The sequence below is a fragment of the Necropsobacter massiliensis genome, assembly GCF_000827595.2.
GTDB classification, from domain to species: Bacteria; Pseudomonadota; Gammaproteobacteria; order Enterobacterales; family Pasteurellaceae; genus Necropsobacter; species Necropsobacter massiliensis.
The window spans coordinates 163066-183448 of the sequence record NZ_LN776178.1; the positions used below are offsets into that span (position 1 = coordinate 163066).

General features: G+C 47.5%; 21 protein-coding genes. 9 read left to right on the top strand and 12 right to left on the bottom strand.

Going from position 1 to position 20383, the window contains the following annotated elements; translation table 11 throughout:
- Positions 1–16: 16 nt before the first annotated feature.
- From surE to ispF, 3 genes are all read right to left on the bottom strand, one after another.
- Complete coding sequence (gene surE, locus BN3349_RS00815) at positions 17–757, bottom strand: 5'/3'-nucleotidase SurE (protein ID WP_040975412.1); 741 nt, start codon at positions 755–757, stop codon at positions 17–19.
- A gap of 63 nt (positions 758–820) precedes the next feature.
- A complete protein-coding gene (gene truD / locus BN3349_RS00820; RefSeq protein ID WP_040975413.1) occupies positions 821–1837 on the bottom strand; it encodes a tRNA pseudouridine(13) synthase TruD in 1017 nt (338 codons plus the stop codon).
- A 9-nt stretch (positions 1838–1846) separates the two neighbouring features.
- Positions 1847–2323, bottom strand: a complete 477-nt coding sequence (gene ispF / locus BN3349_RS00825; RefSeq protein WP_040975414.1) for a 2-C-methyl-D-erythritol 2,4-cyclodiphosphate synthase — start codon at positions 2321–2323, stop codon at positions 1847–1849.
- A 172-nt stretch (positions 2324–2495) separates the two neighbouring features.
- Between ispF and mprA the strand changes: the two genes are divergently transcribed.
- From mprA to BN3349_RS00840, 3 genes are read left to right on the top strand one after another with little or no spacing between them, the layout of a single operon-like run.
- Positions 2496–3002 carry a transcriptional repressor MprA gene (mprA, locus tag BN3349_RS00830; RefSeq protein WP_040975415.1) on the top strand — a complete coding sequence of 169 codons (507 nt, stop codon included), beginning with the start codon at positions 2496–2498 and terminating at the stop codon, positions 3000–3002.
- A gap of 15 nt (positions 3003–3017) precedes the next feature.
- On the top strand, positions 3018–4235 hold the full coding sequence (locus BN3349_RS00835) for an EmrA/EmrK family multidrug efflux transporter periplasmic adaptor subunit (protein WP_048736615.1): 1218 nt from the start codon (positions 3018–3020) through the stop codon (positions 4233–4235).
- A 13-nt stretch (positions 4236–4248) separates the two neighbouring features.
- Positions 4249–5763 (top strand): DHA2 family efflux MFS transporter permease subunit, encoded by a 1515-nt coding sequence (locus BN3349_RS00840; protein ID WP_040975416.1) that lies wholly within the window; start codon positions 4249–4251, stop codon positions 5761–5763.
- Positions 5764–5801: 38 nt separating this feature from the next.
- Here the strand turns inward: BN3349_RS00840 and BN3349_RS00845 are convergent, their stop codons facing one another.
- The 4 genes from BN3349_RS00845 to BN3349_RS00860 all read right to left on the bottom strand — a co-directional run bounded on the left by BN3349_RS00845 (position 5802) and on the right by BN3349_RS00860 (position 9330).
- The gene (locus tag BN3349_RS00845) at positions 5802–7613 is read right to left on the bottom strand and encodes a monovalent cation:proton antiporter-2 (CPA2) family protein (protein WP_040975417.1); all 1812 of its coding nucleotides are present in this window, start codon (positions 7611–7613) and stop codon (positions 5802–5804) included.
- A 14-nt stretch (positions 7614–7627) separates the two neighbouring features.
- Positions 7628–8320, bottom strand: coding sequence for a 2-C-methyl-D-erythritol 4-phosphate cytidylyltransferase (gene ispD, locus BN3349_RS00850; protein ID WP_040975622.1), 693 nt, complete (start codon positions 8318–8320; stop codon positions 7628–7630).
- Positions 8320–8598: a cell division protein FtsB gene (gene ftsB, locus BN3349_RS00855; RefSeq protein ID WP_040975418.1), complete on the bottom strand. Its 279-nt coding sequence runs from the start codon at positions 8596–8598 to the stop codon at positions 8320–8322. The genes ispD and ftsB overlap by 1 nt, the downstream gene beginning before the upstream one ends.
- A gap of 135 nt (positions 8599–8733) precedes the next feature.
- The gene (locus BN3349_RS00860; protein WP_040975623.1) at positions 8734–9330 is read right to left on the bottom strand and encodes a GDSL-type esterase/lipase family protein; all 597 of its coding nucleotides are present in this window, start codon (positions 9328–9330) and stop codon (positions 8734–8736) included.
- A 385-nt stretch (positions 9331–9715) separates the two neighbouring features.
- On the opposite strand from BN3349_RS00860, the gene BN3349_RS00865 reads away from it, so the two are divergent.
- Genes BN3349_RS00865 through nanA form a run of 5 tightly spaced genes read left to right on the top strand, consistent with a single transcriptional unit; the run spans position 9716 to position 13599 of the window.
- Positions 9716–10405: an N-acetylmannosamine-6-phosphate 2-epimerase gene (locus BN3349_RS00865; RefSeq protein ID WP_040975419.1), complete on the top strand. Its 690-nt coding sequence runs from the start codon at positions 9716–9718 to the stop codon at positions 10403–10405.
- Positions 10406–10417: 12 nt separating this feature from the next.
- Entirely contained in the window at positions 10418–11305 is an 888-nt protein-coding gene (locus BN3349_RS00870; protein WP_040975420.1) for an N-acetylmannosamine kinase, read from the top strand.
- 18 nt (positions 11306–11323) lie between these two features.
- Complete coding sequence (nanQ, locus tag BN3349_RS00875; protein WP_032108396.1) at positions 11324–11797, top strand: N-acetylneuraminate anomerase; 474 nt, start codon at positions 11324–11326, stop codon at positions 11795–11797.
- A gap of 30 nt (positions 11798–11827) precedes the next feature.
- Positions 11828–12697, top strand: coding sequence for a MurR/RpiR family transcriptional regulator (locus tag BN3349_RS00880; RefSeq protein WP_032108397.1), 870 nt, complete (start codon positions 11828–11830; stop codon positions 12695–12697).
- A gap of 23 nt (positions 12698–12720) precedes the next feature.
- Positions 12721–13599: an N-acetylneuraminate lyase gene (gene nanA / locus BN3349_RS00885; protein WP_040975421.1), complete on the top strand. Its 879-nt coding sequence runs from the start codon at positions 12721–12723 to the stop codon at positions 13597–13599.
- Positions 13600–13687: 88 nt separating this feature from the next.
- On the opposite strand, the gene gdhA is transcribed toward nanA, so the two are convergent.
- The 5 genes from gdhA to BN3349_RS00910 form a co-directional block, all read right to left on the bottom strand.
- The gene (gene gdhA, locus BN3349_RS00890; RefSeq protein ID WP_040975422.1) at positions 13688–15037 is read right to left on the bottom strand and encodes an NADP-specific glutamate dehydrogenase; all 1350 of its coding nucleotides are present in this window, start codon (positions 15035–15037) and stop codon (positions 13688–13690) included.
- A 317-nt stretch (positions 15038–15354) separates the two neighbouring features.
- Positions 15355–15981, bottom strand: a complete 627-nt coding sequence (locus BN3349_RS00895) for a YchE family NAAT transporter (protein ID WP_040975423.1) — start codon at positions 15979–15981, stop codon at positions 15355–15357.
- A 169-nt stretch (positions 15982–16150) separates the two neighbouring features.
- A complete protein-coding gene (gene groL / locus BN3349_RS00900) occupies positions 16151–17797 on the bottom strand; it encodes a chaperonin GroEL (RefSeq protein ID WP_032108401.1) in 1647 nt (548 codons plus the stop codon).
- Positions 17798–17835: 38 nt separating this feature from the next.
- Positions 17836–18126 carry a co-chaperone GroES gene (locus tag BN3349_RS00905; RefSeq protein WP_032092371.1) on the bottom strand — a complete coding sequence of 97 codons (291 nt, stop codon included), beginning with the start codon at positions 18124–18126 and terminating at the stop codon, positions 17836–17838.
- Between the two features lie 84 nt (positions 18127–18210).
- A complete protein-coding gene (locus BN3349_RS00910) occupies positions 18211–18681 on the bottom strand; it encodes an FxsA family protein (protein WP_040975424.1) in 471 nt (156 codons plus the stop codon).
- Between the two features lie 255 nt (positions 18682–18936).
- Between BN3349_RS00910 and aspA the strand changes: the two genes are divergently transcribed.
- Positions 18937–20352 (top strand): aspartate ammonia-lyase, encoded by a 1416-nt coding sequence (gene aspA / locus BN3349_RS00915; protein ID WP_040975425.1) that lies wholly within the window; start codon positions 18937–18939, stop codon positions 20350–20352.
- Positions 20353–20383: the final 31 nt, after the last annotated feature.

Sequence of the window (20383 nt, forward strand, 5' to 3'; positions counted from 1 at the left end):
TTGCGAAAGCGCAACATTATTCACTTTTTAACCAATCTTGTAAAGCGGCGATTGAGTGATAGGCTGTCATATCGGCTTGAAGTGGCGTGATTGCCACATAACCGTTTTTGACTGCATGAAAATCGGTACCGTCCCCTTCATTTTCCGCCAAACCGGATGGTCCGATCCAGTAAATATGTTCACCGCGCGGATCTTGTTGTTTGATCACTTCCGCAGCGGACGCGCGGTAGCCCAAGTGGCAGACTTTAATGCCTTTTAACTGATCATACGCAATGTCGGGTACGTTAATATTCAGGATTTCCCGGCTTTTCAGCAGTCGATTGTGCAATTTCGGCACTAATTCGCAAACAACCTTGGCCGCAGTTTCATAATGCTGGCGACCGTCCAGCGATACGGCAATTGCCGGCAAGCCGAGATGACGTCCTTCCAGCGCGGCGGCGACGGTGCCAGAGTAAATTACATCATCCCCGAGATTGACCCCGGCGTTAATGCCCGAGACCACTAGATCCACCCGCCCGGATAAAAAACCGTTCAATGCCAGATGTACACAATCCGCTGGCGTGCCGTTAATGCAGTAATCGCCGCTATCTAGTTTTAATGGGCGCAGCGGTTCGACCAAAGTCAGCGAGCTGGAGGCGGCGCTGCGGTTGCGATCCGGCGCCACGACCGTAACCTGTGCGATTTTTCGCAGTTCGTAGGCGAGGGCTTTGATCCCTTCGGCATGAATACCGTCGTCATTGGAAAGAAGTATATGCATTGGGCTTATCCTTATTGTTTGTTGTTATTTTAGTGCGCTGATTTCGTCCGGCGGATATGGCCGCTATGCCGGTTCGTCAACTCGCACCAGTTCCCTGATTAAGGCGGTGGCGTAGCTGCCTGCCGGCAGATAAAAATGCAATTTCAGCCCCGCCGGATTAAATTCCCAGCTTAAATCCTGCGCCTGAATAATCATTGGACGGCGGGCGGGACTTACGCGCGCTTGTCGCATCAGCGCAAGGAGCGACTGATGCTGTTGCACAATGTCATGTTCTAGTGTCGTCGCAGGCGTTATGGAATCACCGATCAACGGCGCAGTGAGTAAAATATCCCGCTTTTTTAACCGCACTTCTAATGCCGCCAAGTCTTCTGCGTGATTTGCCGTGAAGTGACTGTGCGACCCCGCCAATTGTAGAATATCGCCGGGCAATATTTGATCAATCGTGTTTTGTGTGATCCGTGCCGAGACCACCTGATTAAAGACTTCGCTGCGGGCAGCAGAAAGATAAAAACTGCGCCGTTTGCGATCTTTTATATTGATTTCGCCGCTTGCCCAGCGTCGCGCCTGCGTTAAATTGTCTCCGTCACGACCGAAACGCTGCTCGGTAAAATAGTTGGGAAAACCGTGCTGGCGTACATTATTCAGTCGCCGGATTAATTCATCGCTGACGACTGCATTGCGCAGCAGAATATCGAACGCATTACCATCCAGACTGCCGATGCGGATTTTCCGATGATGGCGAGTAACCTGTAGAATTTCTACGCCTTCAAGCCGAAAGGTGCCAAAATCCGGTGTTGTTCGCCCGGGTATATGCAGACAGAACCATTGTTCCGTGACGGCATTACGATCCTTTAAGCCGGCATAACTCATATTTCGCGGCGCAATACCGGCAAATTGTGCCAGCTTTTCGCCGACGAACAGCGTGTTGCAGCCGGTTTTGCGGACTTTCAGCGCGACGAATTCTCCGTTGCCGGACAGGTCGTAGCCGAGTTGTTCTCGCACGATAAAATCCGAGGGTTGGGCTTTTAAAAGTGCGGTCTGTTTCGGTGCGGTTTTTTGTAAATACGCGAGCTCTGTCATGCGCATTCCTTAGGATTTCACTAAAAGCGCCACCGCCTCGCAGGCAATGCCCTCGCCGCGACCAGTAAAACCGAGTTTTTCCGTAGTGGTCGCTTTCACATTAACTTGCGTTATGTCGCAGGCAAGATCCTGTGCGATTGCTGCGCGCATGTTATCAATATGCGGGCGCATTTTCGGCGCTTGGGCGATAATGGTGACATCCACATTGCCGACGTGATAGCCGTTATCCTGAATGCGCCGATAGGCTTCACGCAATAGTGCGCGGCTGTCGGCGCCTTTATAGCGCATATCCGTATCGGGAAACAGTTTGCCGATATCGCCGAGAGCCGCGGCGCCTAACAGCGCGTCGGTCAGCGCATGCAGCGCCACATCGCCGTCGCTGTGTGCCAGCAACCCCCGTTCATAAGGAACGGTAACGCCGCCGATGATAAGTGGACCTGCTCCACCGAAGGCATGTACATCAAAACCGTGACCTATTCTTATCATAATATTGTTTCCGTATTCAGCTGAAATTCTGCCGATTATATCATTCATCAGGATGATGCTGAAAAAATAAATTATTCGCACATGAAAGTGAAAAATTGGCGCTTTATTTTTGACTTAATTAATCACTGGCGTTACTATTACGCACCTTACTTTTTGCCTGGAGGAGCATATTATGCCAATTTCTTTTTCTGAGCAGCAGCAATGTATTCGTGATTTTGCTCGGGATAATCCGTCCATGCCGGTGGACAACATTATCTTGGTACGTTTGCTGCTGCATGTGAACGGGTTGTATTTGGAACATCGGAACCGGTTATTAAAACAACATGGGCTGAACGATACGCTGTTTATGGCGCTGATTGTGCTGTATTGCCAGTCAGAACAGGCCTTGCAGCCTTCCCAGCTTAGTGAAATGTTGGGATTGTCACGTACCAATATTACCCGAGTTGCGGATGTGCTGGTCGAAAACGGTTGGGTCGAACGTGTGGCGCTGGAGAGCGACAGACGAGCATTTTTGCTGAAATTAACCGCACAGGGTGTTCGTTTTTTTGAGGAATTGTTGCCTAATCAATGGCATCGTTTGGATCAGATTTTTTCCGTTTTGAAACCGCAAGAGCATGTGGAACTAACTCATCTGCTGCTAAAACTTTCTACTCGCTTGGAACATCTGCAAAAAGCATAACATAAAAGGACGCTTATGAACGAACCATCAAAAAATACGACTGCGGCAACCGCGGCAGTCAGTGCGGCGGGCGCGGCAGTTGCAAGCGGCAGCAATTCCACCGCTAAAAAGCAGAAACGACGGAAAGCCTTAGGCTATTTTGTATTTATTTTATTGCTTATTGCCATTGGCGTCGGGTTGTATTGGTTTTTCTTCGTTAAGGATTACGAACAAACCGAAGATGCTTATGTGGGCGGTAATCAGGTGATGATTTCTGCTCAGGTGAGCGGCAACATCGCAAAAATTCACGTGGATAATATGGATGTTGTGCGCGCCGGTGATGTACTGCTGGAACTTGACGATGAAGACGCGCAGCTCAGTTTTGCGCAAGCGCAGAACAATCTGGCAAGTGCGGTGCGCCAAATCGAACAATTAGGTTATACGGTCAAACAGCTTGAAGCGGCAGTGAAAGCTAAAGCGATTGCGTTATCCAAAGCGCGCGGCGATTTGAATCGTCGTGAACAGCTGGATAAAAGCGGTGCGATTGACCGAGAAACACTGCACCATGCCAGAGATGCGGTTGTAAGCGCACAGGCGGAACTGGATGCGGCACAGAATCAATTGGCGGCAAATCAAGCGTTGCTGAAAGCGCTGCCGTTGACCGAACAGCCGGAAGTGCGGAAAGCGGCGAGCGCTTTAAAACAGGCATGGCTGAATTTACAACGGACGAAAATCGTTAGTCCGATTGACGGTTATGTTGCCCGCCGCAGCGCGCAAGTGGGACAGAAAGCGGCTGTCGGTAGTGCATTAATGGCGGTGGTATCGCCGCGCCAGATGTGGGTGGATGCCAATTTTAAGGAAACCCAGCTGCGCAATATGCGGCTCGGTCAGCCGGTGGCGCTGGTGTTTGATTTATACGGCGATAAAGTGAAATTTAACGGTAAAGTCGCCGGTATTGAAATGGGTACCGGTAGCGCCTTTTCGTTGCTGCCGGCGCAAAATGCCACCGGTAACTGGATTAAAGTGGTGCAGCGCGTACCGGTGCGAATTGAACTGGATCCCGAGCAACTGGCGCAGCATCCGCTGCGCATTGGTTTGTCGGCAAGCGCAGAAGTGAATATTTCCGATAACAGCGGCGAAGTATTGCGTCGACAACCGCACGCCGCCGTTCGCTACAGCACTGATGTGCTGAGATATGATCAAAGTGCGGTGGAAAAATTGATCGAAAATATTATTCGTGATAACCGAAATTAAGGTCGCTATCAATATGCAAAAATCTGTGCAGGGAATGGCGTTGGTGTTGATGACATTAGCGCTGTCGTTGGCGACCTTTATGCAGGTGTTGGACTCGACCATTGCTAATGTTGCGATCCCGACTATCGCCGGTGATTTGGGCGCTTCGTCCAGTCAGGGTACTTGGGTTATCACCTCCTTCGGGGTGGCGAATGCGATTTCCATTCCGATTACCGGCTGGCTTGCCAAGCGTTTTGGCGAAGTGCGGTTGTTTTTAATTGCAACCGGGCTGTTCGTGTTTGCCTCTTGGCTGTGTGGCATTTCCCATAGCCTTGAAATGCTGATTGTCTGTCGCGTCTTGCAGGGACTGGCGGCAGGCCCGGTGATTCCGCTGTCGCAAAGTTTATTATTGAATAATTACCCGTCGGAGCGCCGCAGTATGGCACTGGCATTTTGGTCGATGACCGTGGTGGTGGCGCCGATTTTTGGTCCGATTTTGGGCGGTTGGATCAGTGACAATCTGCATTGGGGCTGGATTTTCTTTATTAACGTGCCTATCGGTTTGCTGGTAGTGTTTCTAACTTGGAAGGTGCTTGGTAAACGGGAAACGCAAACCCAGAATCAGCCGATTGATATGGTCGGATTAGTGCTGCTGGTGGTCGGTGTCGGCTGCTTGCAGCTGATGCTCGATCAAGGCAGAGAGCAGGATTGGTTTAATTCTACCGAAATTGTTGTGCTGACCGTGGTTTCCGCTATCGCGTTGACCGCGTTGGTTATCTGGGAACTCACCGATGATAACCCGGTGGTGGATATTTCTCTGTTTAAATCGCGTAATTTCAGTGTCGGCTGCTTATGTACCAGTCTGGCATTTTTGATTTATCTTGGTTCGGTGGTGCTGATTCCGCTGTTGTTGCAGCAGGTATATGGCTATACCGCCACATGGGCGGGGCTTGCCGCCGCACCGGTGGGGCTGTTTCCGATTCTGCTGTCGCCGATTATCGGGCGTTTCGGCTATAAAATTGATATGCGGATTTTAGTGACCGTCAGTTTTATCGTATATGCGCTGACTTTTCACTGGCGCGCAGTCACGTTTGAACCCGGCATGGCGTTTGCGGACGTTGCGCTGCCGCAATTGGTGCAGGGGCTGGCAGTCGCCTGTTTCTTTATGCCGTTGACGACGATTACCTTGTCCGGTCTGCCGGCGCAGAAAATGGCTTCCGCCTCGAGCCTGTTCAACTTTCTGCGTACTCTGGCAGGATCGGTAGGCACATCGCTGACGACTTTTTTATGGTATGACCGTGAGGCGGTACATCATACGCAATTAAGCGAGGTGATTAATCCTTATAATCCCAATGTGCAGGCGTATTATGAGCATATGTCGGCACTTGGTCTGAGCGACACGCAAACCTCGGTTTCCATTGCGCAGAAAATTACCGCACAAGGATTTATTATTGGGGCGAATGAAATTTTCTGGTTGTCCGCCGTTATGTTTATGTTATTGTTTATTATTGTCTGGTTTGCCAAACCGCCGTTCGGTAATCGGCATTAACGCTCTCACCGGCACAACCTCTGCGTTGAGAGATGATCTCAACGCTCTTTGTGCATAATTTGCTGGATTTCAGCCATGATTTCCTGATTGACTTCCAAGGCGGTTTGAATCAGTTGCTTGTTTTCAAAGCGATCAATCTTCGGATCATACACTTCGGCGGTGCGTTTTAAGCTATGGCGATCCTTGTAAAAATAAGTGCGGGCGATTTCTTCTGCCATTTCTTCATCCATGCCTAAGATGCGCAGTGCTTTTTTCGCCATTCTGACCGAAGAATCAAAGGTTTCGCGCACCTGTAGATCAGCACCGGCGCGGTACAGTTCATAAACGTGGATGCGGTCATAGGCGCGCGCAATAATTTTAAGTTGCGGATTCATTGCGCGTGCTATTTCGACGATATGAGTCGCCTGCGCTTTATCATCAATCGCGACAATCAGCAATTCTGCATTTTCAATGCCGGCGGCATGCAGTAATTCCGGTCTGGTCGCATCGCCGTAATAACTTTTGGTGCCCATTTTCTTCATGCCGGCGATTAATGCCGCATCTTTATCAATGATCGTCGGATGATGCCCGGTCATCACCAGCAAGCGGTTGATGATCTGCCCCGCCCGCCCCAGACCGATTAGTACGATCGGATGTTGTTCTTCAATATGATCTGCCGCCTGTTTATCATATTTATGGGATAGGCGCGGGATAAGATATTTTTTGTGTAAAATAATAAACAGTGGGGTCAATACCATGGATAACACTACAATCGCTGTCATATTGGCTTGTACTTCCGCACTGATTACACCCTGCGTTGCGGCGGCGGAAAGAAGGACGAATGCAAACTCACCGCCCTGCGCCATAATAATAGCGCGATCAATGGCATTGGCATTACTATTTTTGGTGATGAGTGCAATGAGATAAATACAAAGCCCTTTTACCAGCATGAACGCTAATACGCCGAAAATAATTAAAAACCAGTTCTGGGCGACAACCGATAGATTCAGCGACATACCGACACCGAGGAAAAACAGACCGAGCAGCAGACCGCGGAACGGCTCGATATCCGCTTCTAATTGATGGCGAAAACTGGACTCGGATAATAATACGCCGGCGACAAAAGCGCCCATTGCCATGGACAGCCCGCCCTGTTCCATTAACAGCGCTGAACCCAGCACCACCAGCAATGCGGCGGCGGTCATCACTTCACGGATTTTGGTTTTTGCCAGCATTTTGAACAATGGATTAAGCAGCCATAGCCCGGCGGCGACTAAGACCGCAACCGATACGCCGGCGATTGCGATTTTCTGCCATAACGGCTGGTCGTTGACCATATTCGGATCCGTCGGTGCCAGAAAGGTGACAAATGCCAACAGCGGCACGATCAGTAAATCTTCAAATAATAAAATGGATACGATTTTCTGACCGCGCGGGGAGGCAATATCACCGCGCTCGCTCAGTTCCTGCATTACAATGGCAGTGGAGGTTAATACGAATCCCGCGGCGCTGACAAACGCCACTTTCCAGTCAAAACCGTAAGCGATAGTTATCGCAGTCAGGGCGGTGGTACATAATCCGATTTGAAAGGCGCCCAGACAAAAAATATGATTGCGCAGTCCCCAGATATGAGACGGCTTCATTTCCAAACCGATAATGAACAGGAACATGACCACGCCCAATTCGGCAATATGGATAATTCCTTCAGGATCGGTAAATAATCCGAAACCGAAAGGACCAATAACCAGACCGGCCGCCAGATAACCGAGCACCGCGCCTAATCCCAAACGTTTGAATAATGGTACGGCAATCACTGCTGCGGCAAGTAATGTAACGACACTGATAAGTTGATTTGCACCTTCTGCTGCCATAGTATTTCCTCGGTTTATTGCGTTCGGCTTAAATAAAATTCGGCTAATGCCAGATCTTCTGGTCGGGTAATTTTGATATTATCGCCCCGACCTACCACCAAGTGCGGTCGAAATCCCATCAGTTCCATGGCTGATGCTTCATCGGTGACCGAAAGCCCCTGTGCGAAAGCCTGTTGTAATGCGGTTTTTAATAAGTCTGCGCGAAACAGCTGCGGGGTTTGTGCCAGCCACAACTGACTACGATCTTCCGTATGCTGAATCTGCTGCTGTGCGGTGGCGCGTTTCACTGTGTCCACTACCGGAACAGCTAAAATGGCGCCGTTTTCATCATCAATTTCTAGCAATCGGTCTAAATCCTGTCGGTTTAAGCATGGTCGCGCGGCATCATGTACCAAAACCCAGGTGTTTGTCGGGCAATCTATCTGACATAAACCGTTGAAAACCGATTGCGCACGTGTATTGCCGCCGACAGTCAGTTGAATTTTCGGCTGCTGCAAAAAATCCAGTTGTGCGGGATAAGGATCTTCCTGCCCGACTACGACAATAATTTTCGCTATGGCAGGATGCGCCAGCAATCGGTTTAAGCTGTGTTCGAGTATAGTTTTACCTTGTATTTCAAGATATTGTTTCGGTTTATCGGTCTGCATACGACTGCCGACACCGGCGGCGGGTACAACGGCGATAAATTGGCGTAACGGCGTGCTCATCATTTATGATCTTTTACAATACGGTAGAAGGTTTCGTCCGGCTTAACCATCTCGTGCTGCAATCTGGCACGTTCTTCAATGGCATCAACGCCTTCTTTCAAGTCTTTGATTTCGGCGGCAATAATTTGATTACGTTGCGATAATTTTTCATTTTCCTGCTGGCGTACGGCAATTTCTTTCGCCGTATCCTGATAATCGAAATAGCCGTTTTTGCCGAACCAGAAATCATACTGGAACAGCAGTAGAAACGCCGCAAGGGTAAAAATAAGTAAACGCATACTATAAAGTTATTTTCATCATTTAATCAATTTAAGGTCCATAGTTTACCGTGAAACCGCTAAAAATGAGAAGAAAAAATACCGCACTTTAAGGATACGGTATTTTATTGGGACGACTGGTGGAAAATCAAGCAGTTAACCTAAATGCGGTGTAAGCAGCTGAATTAGTTGTGCATAACCGGCAGCGGTAAAATGCACGCCGTCGGTGGTTAGCGCCGCCTGCAAATTCTGATGAGGATCGCTAAAGGCGCGATAGGTGTCGATAAATCCAAGTCCTGCCGGACAATGCGCTTTCAGGTAAGCATTAAGTTCGCGAATTTGAGCATTGTGGATTTTTTGTTGGTTTAAAACCGGTGTGGCTTCCAATAGAAAGTAAGCCGAGTGCGGTGAAATTTCGCGCAGTTTAGCGAAAATCTGGCTGATCCAGTCGGCAACCTGCTGTGGGCTGTAATCGATTTCTTTCAGAATATCGTTGACGCCAAGAAAGATAAAAACTGTTTTACCAAGCTGCGTGATCAGATTGCGCTTAATGATGATGTGCAGATATTGATAGGCGCTGGTGCCGGAAATGCCCAGGTTGGCAACCGTTTTTTCCGGCGCAAAAGGCGGATAGTCGGCGATATCTGACCACATATCAAATAATGAATGACCGATTAAGGAAATATCGGCGTGTTTTGTAAACTCGTCTTTTTTCTGTTGATAGCGGTTAAACATATCCTGATCGTTTAGCATCCCTTGCTGCTGTATATATTGAAGGCGTGCGGAAAGCGGGTTTTCTGATGACATGATCGGTCCTTTTTTAGTTGATATGGTTTCAAATGCACTTATTAAAGCATTTATGGAGTGTAAATTCCAGTTTATTACATTAGAAATAAAGTAATATTTCATTATTGCGAAAGGGATCACATATTCAGCCAAATGGCATTGGATAAGCTGATGTAATTGACGCTAGTAATAAAATTGGAAAAAAATTGCAATGTTTCTATTTGTATGAAGTTTTACTCTGATTTTATGATCAAGATCTCAATTTTTGATTATTTCGCTTGTTTTTTATTTTTATCCGACTATGCTAATGATGAAGATTAACTTCTTTTTTAATTTATAGATTGGAGTTTGTATGTCAAAACTATCACATCAAGAAATTCTGAATCGCATTCGCTACGGATTAATCGCTTCTTGTCAGCCGGTTGATGACGGCCCCATGGATAAACCCGAAATCGTCGCGGCAATGGCGCAGGCTTCGGTGATCGGCGGCGCTTCAGGATTGCGTATTGAGGGGGTAGAGAACTTAAAAGCGACGCGTCAACTTGTGGATGTACCGATTATTGCAATTGTTAAGCGTGATTTGCCCGACAGTCCGGTGCGGATTACCCCGTTTTTGCAGGATATTGAAGACCTTGCTGCGGCAGGTGCCGACATTATTGCGGTTGACGGTACGGCTCGTCCGCGCCCGGTGGATATTGAAAGCGCGCTGAAAAAAATCAAACAGGTCGGCTGTCTTGCCATGGCGGATTGTTCTAATTTACAAGAAGGGTTGTATTGTCATCAACTCGGTTTCGATATTGTCGGTAGTACGATGTCGGGGTATACCGGTGGCGACATTCCGCTGGAACCGGATTATCAGCTGGTAAAAGATCTGAAAGCCGCCGGTTGTTATGTGATGGCGGAAGGGCGTTATAACACGCCGGAATTAGCTAAAACAGCTATTGAAAACGGTGCCGATGCGGTTACGGTAGGATCTGCGCTGACCCGTTTGGAACATATCGTCAGCTGGTTTGCGGATGCCGTTAAATCGGCGAAATCATAGGGTGGCGGCAATATGCGTTGTTTAGCTCTTGATCTCGGCGGCACAAAACTCGCCTCGGCGTTAGTGATGGACGGACAGATTACGCAGCGTTGCCAAATAGCCACGCCGCAACAGGAACCGGCCGACGGCTTGCAGCGTGCGCTGGCTGACATTATCCACACTTATCAAGGACAATTTGATGCGGTGGCAGTAGCTTCGACGGGCATTATCAATAACGGTGTATTGACCGCATTGAACCCTAAGAACTTAGGCGGGTTGGCAGATTTTCCGCTGCAAGCCGCCATTGCTCGGCATACGGACAAACCTATCGGTTTATTAAATGACGTGCAGGCGGCGGTGTGTGCGGAATACCGGGAACAGGATAAAAGTGCGGTTCGAAATTTCGTATTTATTACTGTTTCTACTGGTGTCGGCGGTGGTATTATTTTGGACGGACAGCTTTCCACCGGACCAAACGGCGTTAGCGGGCATATCGGGCATACGCTGGCGGATCCGAACGGTCCGCTGTGCGGTTGCGGTCGCCGGGGCTGTATTGAAGCCGTTGCCGCTGGGCGTGCGATTGAAGCTGCCGCCTCGCGTTGGGAAACACCATGTACGCCGAAACAAGTGTTTGAGCTGTTTCGTAAAAATGATGAAAAAGCGACCGCACTTGTGCGCCGTTCAGCCTCCGCCATTGCGAATTTAGTGGCGGATATGGTAATCGGTCTGGATATTCAGAAAACCGTTATCGGCGGCAGCGTTGGTTTGGCAGAGGGCTATTTGCCTTTGGTTCGGCAGTATTTAAGTGAACTGCCGCAATTTTATCAATGTCCGCTGGAAGCCGCTAAATACGCTGGCGATGCGGGATTGATCGGTGCGGCATACTGGATGGAAAACCGTCTGAAGGATAATTTATTCTAGACTAAAGAGGACGATACGATGATTTTCGGGGATTTAACCAGAGCGGATTTTAAACGCGGATTGCCACCGCTCATAGCGGATATTTGTGAATACCTGAAGGGTTTGGATCTGGCGGCGCTGGAAAACGGACGACACGATATTCGCGACGAAATTTATATGAACGTGATGACACCCGCCACCGCCGACCCACACACTAAGCAGGCCGAACTGCACCGTAAATACGTGGATGTGCAGCTATTGATTTGCGGCGCGGAGCGAATTGAATACGGCGTAAATTATCCTGATCTTTGCGCTTATAGTGATTATAATGAACAGGACGATTATCAGCTGACGCCGGATATTCCGAATAAAAGCAGCGTATTGCTGAAATCGAAGATGTTCGCCGTCTTTTTCCCTTATGAACCGCATAAACCTTGCTGTAACGTGGAAGGCGACGGCGTAAACATTAAAAAACTGGTGGTTAAGATTCCTGTGGCGTTGATTGACCAATAAAACATAAATTGATAGTAAAGAGGGCATATTATGGCAGCGGCGAGCGGAAATATTTTAGACACAATTGGTGCTTTATATAATAGCCTGACGAAAACGGAGAAAAAAATTGCGACGACGATTCTCTCTTCGCCGCATTCATTAAGTCAGTGTTCTTTGGCCGAAATAGCCGAACAGTTTGATGTTGGGGAGGCGACCTTTATTCGGTTTTGCCGCACCTTGGGATTTAAAGGGTTTACCGATTTCAAATTACAGCTTTCCATTGAGTTGGCGACCAGAGAAAAACAGCCGAATTCCTTGCTGGAAAGCGATATCACGAAAGCTGACGATGCGCAAAGTATCGCAGAGAAACTGCACAATTCGATTAATAACGTGATTACCGAGACCATTAATCTGTTGGATTTCAATCAGCTGGAAGAAGTGGTAATCGCATTACGGCGCGCTAAGCGAATTTTCATTTTCGGTGCGGGCTCTTCCGGCATTACCGCAGAAGATACCAAACACAAACTCATGCGAATCGGCTTGCAGGTCGATGCTACCAGCAACAATCATTTTATGTATATGCAGGCGGCATTAATGGATCCGGATGATGTGGTTATCGGTGTCAGTCATTCGGGATATTCGAAAGAAACTACGCAGGCGTTAAGCATCGCCAGAAAAAACGGCGCAGTTACCGTGGCGTTAACGCATAATCTGCGTTCGCCGATAACACAGGTAGCGGATTATGTGCTGATTAACGGACATCGTCAGGGACGTCTGCAAGGGGATTCCATCGGTACTAAAATCGCGCAGCTTTTTGTGCTGGATTTGATTTACGCTCTGCTGGTGCAGGCGGAAGAAGAAAATGCGGTCGAAATGAAACAAAAAACGGTAAATGTTATTTTGGAACAACGGGTTAAATAACCCTATCTTGTCAGGAGCAAACAATGAAAGATTTAACAGGCATTTTCAGTGCCTTGCTAATATCCTATAACGAAGACGGATCTATCAACGAAAAAGGTGTTCGTCAAATTATTCGTCATAATATTGATAAAATGAAAGTGGACGGTTTGTATGTCGGTGGCAGTACCGGCGAAAACTTTATGCTTTCCACTGCAGAGAAGAAAGAAATTTTCCGCATTGCAAAAGACGAAGCCAAAGATGAAGTGGCATTAATTGCACAAGTGGGGAGTGTAAATCTGCACGAAGCGGTTGAACTGGGCAAATATGCCACCGAACTGGGATATGATTGTTTGTCTGCGGTAACACCGTTTTACTACAAATTCAGTTTTGTGGAAATCAAACGGTATTACGATACCATTATTGCCGAAACCGGCAGCAACATGATCGTTTATTCCATTCCGTTTTTAACCGGCGTGAACATTGGCGTTGAGCAGTTTGGCGAGCTGTATGAAAATCCGAAAATCTTAGGGGTTAAATTCACCGCCGGTGATTTCTATTTGCTGGAGCGCCTGAAAAAAGCCTATCCGAATCACTTGATTTGGGCTGGTTTCGACGAAATGATGTTACCGGCGGCAGCCTTGGGAGTTGACGGCGCAATCGGCAGTACATTTAATGTCAACGGTATCCGCGCAAGACAGATTTTTGAGCTGACCAAAGCCGGTAAACTGGCAGAAGCGTTAGCGGTTCAGCACGTCACTAACGATCTTATTGAAGGTATTTTGGCCAACGGCTTATATTTAACTATTAAAGAATTATTAAAGCTTGAAGGCGTTGATGCCGGCTATTGCCGCGAACCGATGACCGCCAAAGCCACCGAACAGCAATTAGCAGTGGCAAAAGCATTAAAGGCGAAATTTCTTTAATTATCGTTATTGATATGTAGTGCAAATAAAAGGCATAACGGACCGTTTCGTTATGCCTTTGTTGTTTTATGCCCTGTGGCGGTGCGCTTTAATACACACCCTGTGCCAACATCGCATCGGCCACTTTCACGAAGCCCGCAACGTTTGCGCCAACAACATAGTTAATATTCGCCTGACCTTCGACAGTACCGTATTTTTTACAGTTGGCGTGGATATCCAGCATGATCTGATGTAATTTTTTATCCACTTCTTCTGATGTCCAATATAAGCGCTGTGAGCTTTGTGCCATTTCCAGACCGGATGTCGCTACGCCGCCAGCGTTAGCCGCTTTACCCGGACCGAATAACACACCAGCCTCTAAGAATGCGTCGGTCGCGTCAATAGTTGTCGGCATGTTAGCGCCTTCTGCCACCAATTGAACACCGTTGGCGATGAGTTTTTTCGCATCGGTCAGTTCCAGTTCATTCTGTGTTGCACAAGGCAAGGCGATGTCCGCTTTTACGCCCCAAGGACGTTCGCCTGCGACATAGCGTAAACCGAACTGTTCGGCATAATCTTTCACCCGACCGCGTTTTACATTTTTGATTTCCATTAACGCCGCTAATTTTTCTGTGGTGAAACCCGCTTCATCATATACATAGCCGGCGCTGTCGGAACAGGTAACGACTTTGGCACCTAATTGCAGCGCTTTTTCAATGGCATATTGGGCGACGTTGCCGGAACCGGAAACGACCACCGTTTTGCCGGCAAAAGATTGTGCTTTTTCGCCCAGCATGGCTTGTGCGAAATAAACCAAACCGTAGCCTGTGGCTTCTGGTCGAATCAGACTGCCGCCGAAGGATAGACCGCGTCCGGTAAATACGCAGGCCGCCTGATTGGAGAGTTTTTTCATCATCCCTGCTAAATAGCCTACTTCGCGACCGCCGACGCCGATATCGCCGGCCGGCACGTCGGTATCCGGACCGACATAGCGATATAATTCGATCATTAAGGCTTGACAGAAACGCATCACTTCCGCATCGGATTTACCTTTCGGATCAAAATCGGAACCGCCTTTGCCGCCGCCCATCGGTAAAGTAGTCAGGGCGTTTTTGAAAGTTTGTTCAAATCCTAAAAATTTTAAAATAGACAGATTGACCGACGGATGAAAACGCATGCCGCCTTTAAACGGTCCGATCGCGCTGTTGTATTGTACGCGGAAAGCTCGGTTTACCTGCACCTGACCGTTGTCGTCAAGCCATGCGACACGGAACTGGATCGCGCGTTCAGGTTCGACTAAACGTTCGAGTAATGCTTCGGAACGGTATTGCGGATTTTTTTCCAGAAACGGCCACAGCGAGGTTAAGACTTCGCGCACTGCTTGCAGAAATTCAGGTTGATTCGGATCACGCTGCTGGACTTTAGCTAAAAACGCTTCTAAAGATGCGACTGTTGACATATAAACTTCCTTCTTGGCTGGATATTGAGAGTTTGCAATTGTTATAAAAATATGTACCGATGACCGGCTCGTCATTAATATGCAATAAAATATCCTCAAAAGGCAAATTTTTTAAGGTTAAATTTTATGAAAATGAAATTTCATTAAAAATTATTTAAAAAAATAGGCTTTTATTGAATTTTATTTAGTTTTGATTGGGCGCCAAGCGAACAGGATGGTTATTTTTATGATAATGGCTAAGAATGTAATAAAAATGCGGCTATTTTCAAAATTCTTTAAAAAATTACCGCACTTTAACAGTTACTATTAGATGACGTTTAAAACACGCCTAGGTTTTTCAGCCCGGTGGTAATGATCTCCACACCCAGCGACATGAGCAGCAGCCCCATGATACGGGTGATGACATTCGAACCGGTTTTGCCTAATTTCTGAATTACCGGTTCGGAATAACGAAATAGCATAAAACAGCCTAAACCGAACAGCATAATAGTAACGGAAGAATAGAGATATTCTATGGCGCTATGTTGGGTGGAACCGAACACGATGGTCGCACTGATGGAACCGGGCCCCGCCATAATCGGCATTGCCAGCGGTACGACCGCGATATTGTTGTAATCTTCGATATTTTCGTTTTTTTCCTCTTTATTGATTTTATGCTCGCCGATTTTGCCGTTAATCATGGTCAGTGCGATCATCACTACCACGGTACCACCGGCAATGCGGAAAGAATCAATGGAAATATTGAAGGAATTTAAAATAAAGTTACCGAAGTAGAAACTCACCAGTAAGATCGCCGCAATGGAGAAACTGGTGACTAATCCGGTTCTGTTTTGCTGCGCCTTGGTAAGATCCGAGGTCATTGAATAAAAAATCGGAACGACACCGATCGGATTCACCAATGCAATAAGCCCGATAAAAAATTGAAGATAAACGGCAAAATCCATACTGTCCTCTGCTGGCTGATTAAGTCCGCGTATTATATTCGGCTTTATGAATAATTCCTATCCCTCCGCTTCTCACAAGCACAAAAAAGTGCGGTGGTTTTTTGAAACGTTTTTAAAAACCACCGCACTTATTGTTACTTATCAAGCGTTTTGGGTACGCTTAGGGGCATTACATCATGCCGCCCATGCCTCCCATACCGCCCATTCCGGCGCCGCCTAAATCAGCTTTTTCTTCTTTCGGCAGCTCAGTTACCATGGCTTCGGTAGTGATCATCAATCCGGCGATAGACGCGGCGAATTGTAATGCGCTACGAGTCACTTTAGTCGGATCCAAAATACCCATTTCGATCATATCGCCATATTGTTCAGTACCGGCGTTATAACCGTAGTTGCCGTCGCCTGCTTTCACCGCACTGGCCACGACAGAGGCTTCTTCGCCTGCGTTGGCGACGATTTGGCGCAATGGCGCTTCCATCGCGCGTAAGGCAAGTTTGATACCTACATTTTGCTCTTCGTTATCGCCTTTAACGCTGGTCGCCACTTTTGTTGCAGCACGGATTAATGCTACACCGCCGCCGGCTACTACGCCTTCTTCCACTGCGGCACGGGTTGCGTGCAGTGCGTCTTCCACGCGGTCTTTTTTCTCTTTCATTTCAACTTCGGTTGCCGCACCCACTTTGATCACGGCGACACCGCCAGCAAGTTTGGCTACGCGTTCCTGTAGTTTTTCTTTGTCATAATCTGAAGTGGATTCTTCAATTTGCTGACGAATTTGTGCCACACGACCTTTGATTTGCGCTTCATCGCCCACACCGTCGATAATCGTTGTATTATCTTTATTGATCACCACACGTTTAGCCTGACCAAGATCTTCCAGTGTAGCTTTTTCCAGTTCCATGCCGATTTCTTCGGAAATCACGGTACCGGCGGTCAGAATGGCGATATCCTGCAACATTGCTTTACGGCGATCACCGAAGCCCGGCGCTTTCACCGCAGCGACTTTCACGATACCGCGCATAGTGTTCACTACCAATGTCGCCAGTGCTTCGCCTTCCACATCTTCGGCAATAATCAGCAACGGTTTGCCGGCTTTTGCTACAGCTTCCAATACCGGTAACAGTTCGCGGATGTTGGAGATTTTTTTATCGACCAATAACAGATAAGGATTATCCAGTTCAACGGTCGCGGTTTCCGGTTTGTTGATAAAATACGGAGATAAATAACCGCGGTCGAACTGCATACCTTCAACCACATCCAATTCGTCTTCCAGACCAGTGCCGTCTTCAACGGTGATCACGCCTTCTTTGCCCACTTTTTCCATCGCTTGCGCAATCAGCTGACCAACTACGTTATCGGCGTTAGCGGAAATGGTACCCACTTGTTCGATTTCTTTGGATGTTTCGCACGGTTTGGACAATACTTTTAACTCGGCGACAACCGCGTTAACCGCTTTATCGATACCGCGTTTTAAATCCATTGGATTCATACCCGCGGCGACGGCTTTCAGACCTTCATTGACGATAGCTTGAGCCAACACGGTTGCGGTTGTGGTACCGTCGCCTGCGGCATCATTGGCTTTAGACGCGACTTCTTTCACCATTTGCGCGCCCATATTTTCAAATTTATCTTCCAGTTCAATTTCGCGTGCAACGGATACGCCGTCTTTTGTGATAGTCGGTGCGCCGAACGCTTTATCTAAGATGACATTACGGCCTTTTGGTCCTAAGGTGACTTTTACTGCATCGGCTAGTACGTTTACGCCCGCTAACATTTTGACCCGTGCGTCGTTACCAAATTTTACGTCTTTTGCTGCCATGTTATGTATTCCTTCTGTAATTCACTGATTAAAAAAGATTATTCAACGATTGCTAAAATATCGTTTTCAGAGACGATCAACACTTCTTCGCCGTCGATTTTTTCCGCTTTGACGCCGTAACCGTCATTAAAGATAACGGTATCGCCGACTTTCACATCCAACGGCTGAACGGTGCCGTTTTCCAGAATGCGACCTTTGCCCACCGCCAGCACTTTGGCACGAGTGGATTTGGTTGCTGCCGAACCGGTTAACACGATACCGCCGGCGGAAAGGGTTTCGACTTCTTCACGTTTTACGATCACGCGATCATGTAATGGACGAATATTCATTTTCATTTCCTTCTTAGAGTGTTAATTAATTAAACGCAGAAACAATATGGGGAACAATTTTTCCCTTTCAAGAGAAAAATAAAATTATTTTATTCTTTTGTCCTCATCTACTTGTTTTTCATATTCTGCCTCGAAAATATCGCTCTCGGAGGGGCGATGAAAAGTGCGGTAGGTTTTGCGCACAAATCCGCTGCTAAACAGGCTGATTTTATGTTTAACGGCGTTTTCCAGCAAACCGCTGCCCCATGGCGTCAGTAATGCGAGTGCCAGTATATCGCTGACCAATCCCGGCAGCATCAGCAGCAAACCGGCAAAAATCCAAATGCCCGAACGAATCAGCGCGCGGGTCGGAATTTCACCGCGGCTTAGTTGACGTTGTACACTGGTCAGGCTGTACCAGCCACGCATTCTGATTATCAACATTCCCGCCAGAAAGGCAAGTACCAACAAAAGCAGAACGCCGATAATGCCGATATGCGTGCCGAGCCAGATTAACACGGATAATTCCGCATAAATAAACAGCAATATGCTCAAGATAAATAAAACAGCCGGCATGATGATTCTCCGTAACACTAACTATGCTCTGTATAAGGGCGTAACGGCAAATTTCAAGCTGAATTTGCAATAAGAAAACTAATCAATTTAATTAGTTATATGAGTGTGAACAAAATGTAAAGAATGATCTGGATCACATTTTTTCCCGATTATCTTTCCTATAATACTAACGATTACGGGAATCTTCGGGCGCGGGCGAAGGCTGTGCAGGAACGGTTTCTTATCTGTTGTTAATGAAAAAGCGAGGATATAACAATGAATACAAGAAAAGAAGTTGATTTACTGGGCGAACGTGATGTGCCGGCGGATGCCTATTGGGGGATTCACACCTTAAGAGCGGTGGAAAATTTTAACATTTCTAACATGAAGATTTCCGATATACCGGAATTTGTGCGCGGTATGGTGATGGTGAAAAAAGCCACCGCACTGGCTAATGGTGAATTGGGCGCGATTCCGGAAAAGATCGCCAAAGCCATTGTCAATGCCTGCGATGCGATTTTAGTTGATGGCAGATGTATGGATCAGTTCCCGTCTGATGTGTATCAGGGCGGGGCGGGAACTTCAGTGAATATGAACACCAATGAAGTGGTCGCCAACTTGGCGCTGGAAATTTTAGGGCATAAAAAAGGCGAATATCAGTATCTGAATCCGATGGATCATGTTAATGCCAGCCAATCCACCAATGATGCCTATCCGACCGGTTTCCGTATTGCGGTGTACAACAGCATCATGAATCTGGTTAGCGAAGTGTTGTATTTGCAGCAAAGTTTTGAAAATAAAGCGAAAGAGTTCGCCAATGTACTAAAAATGGGACGTACGCAGCTACAGGATGCAGTGCCGATGACGGTGGGGCAAGAATTTCAAGCCTTTTCCGTGTTGCTGGACGAAGAAGTGCGCAATTTAAAACGTACCGCCGAATTGTTGCTGGAAGTAAATCTGGGCGCAACCGCCATCGGTACCGGATTAAATACCCCGCAAGGCTATTCCGAACTGGTGGTTAAACGTTTGTCGGAAGTCACCGGTCTGCCTTGTGTGAACGCCAGTAACCTAATCGAAGCCACCTCCGACTGCGGCGCTTATGTTATGGTGCATGGCGCGCTGAAACGTACCGCAGTGAAATTGTCTAAAGTCTGTAACGACTTGCGCTTATTGTCTTCCGGACCGCGCGCCGGGCTGAACGAAATCAATCTGCCGGAATTGCAGGCAGGTTCTTCTATTATGCCAGCGAAAGTCAATCCGGTTATTCCGGAAGTGGTTAATCAGGTTTGCTTTAAAGTGATCGGTAACGACACCACCGTCACCTTTGCGGCGGAAGCGGGACAATTGCAGTTAAATGTAATGGAACCGGTGATCGGGCAGGCAATGTTTGAAAGTATCAGTATTTTAACCAATGCCTGTGTGAACCTGCGGGAAAAATGTATCGACGGCATTACCGTCAACAAAGAAGTGTGCGAAAACTATGTGTTTAATTCCATTGGTATCGTCACTTATCTGAATCCGTTTATCGGTCACCATAACGGCGATATTGTTGGTAAAACCTGTGCCAAAACCGGTCGCAGCGTGCGTGAAGTGGTGCTGGAAATGGGGCTGTTAACCGAAGCGGAATTGGATGATATCCTTTCGGTAGAAAACCTGATGAACCCGACTTATAAGGCGAAACTGGCGAAATAAGTCTATTGAATACTAAATTAACGGGAATCGG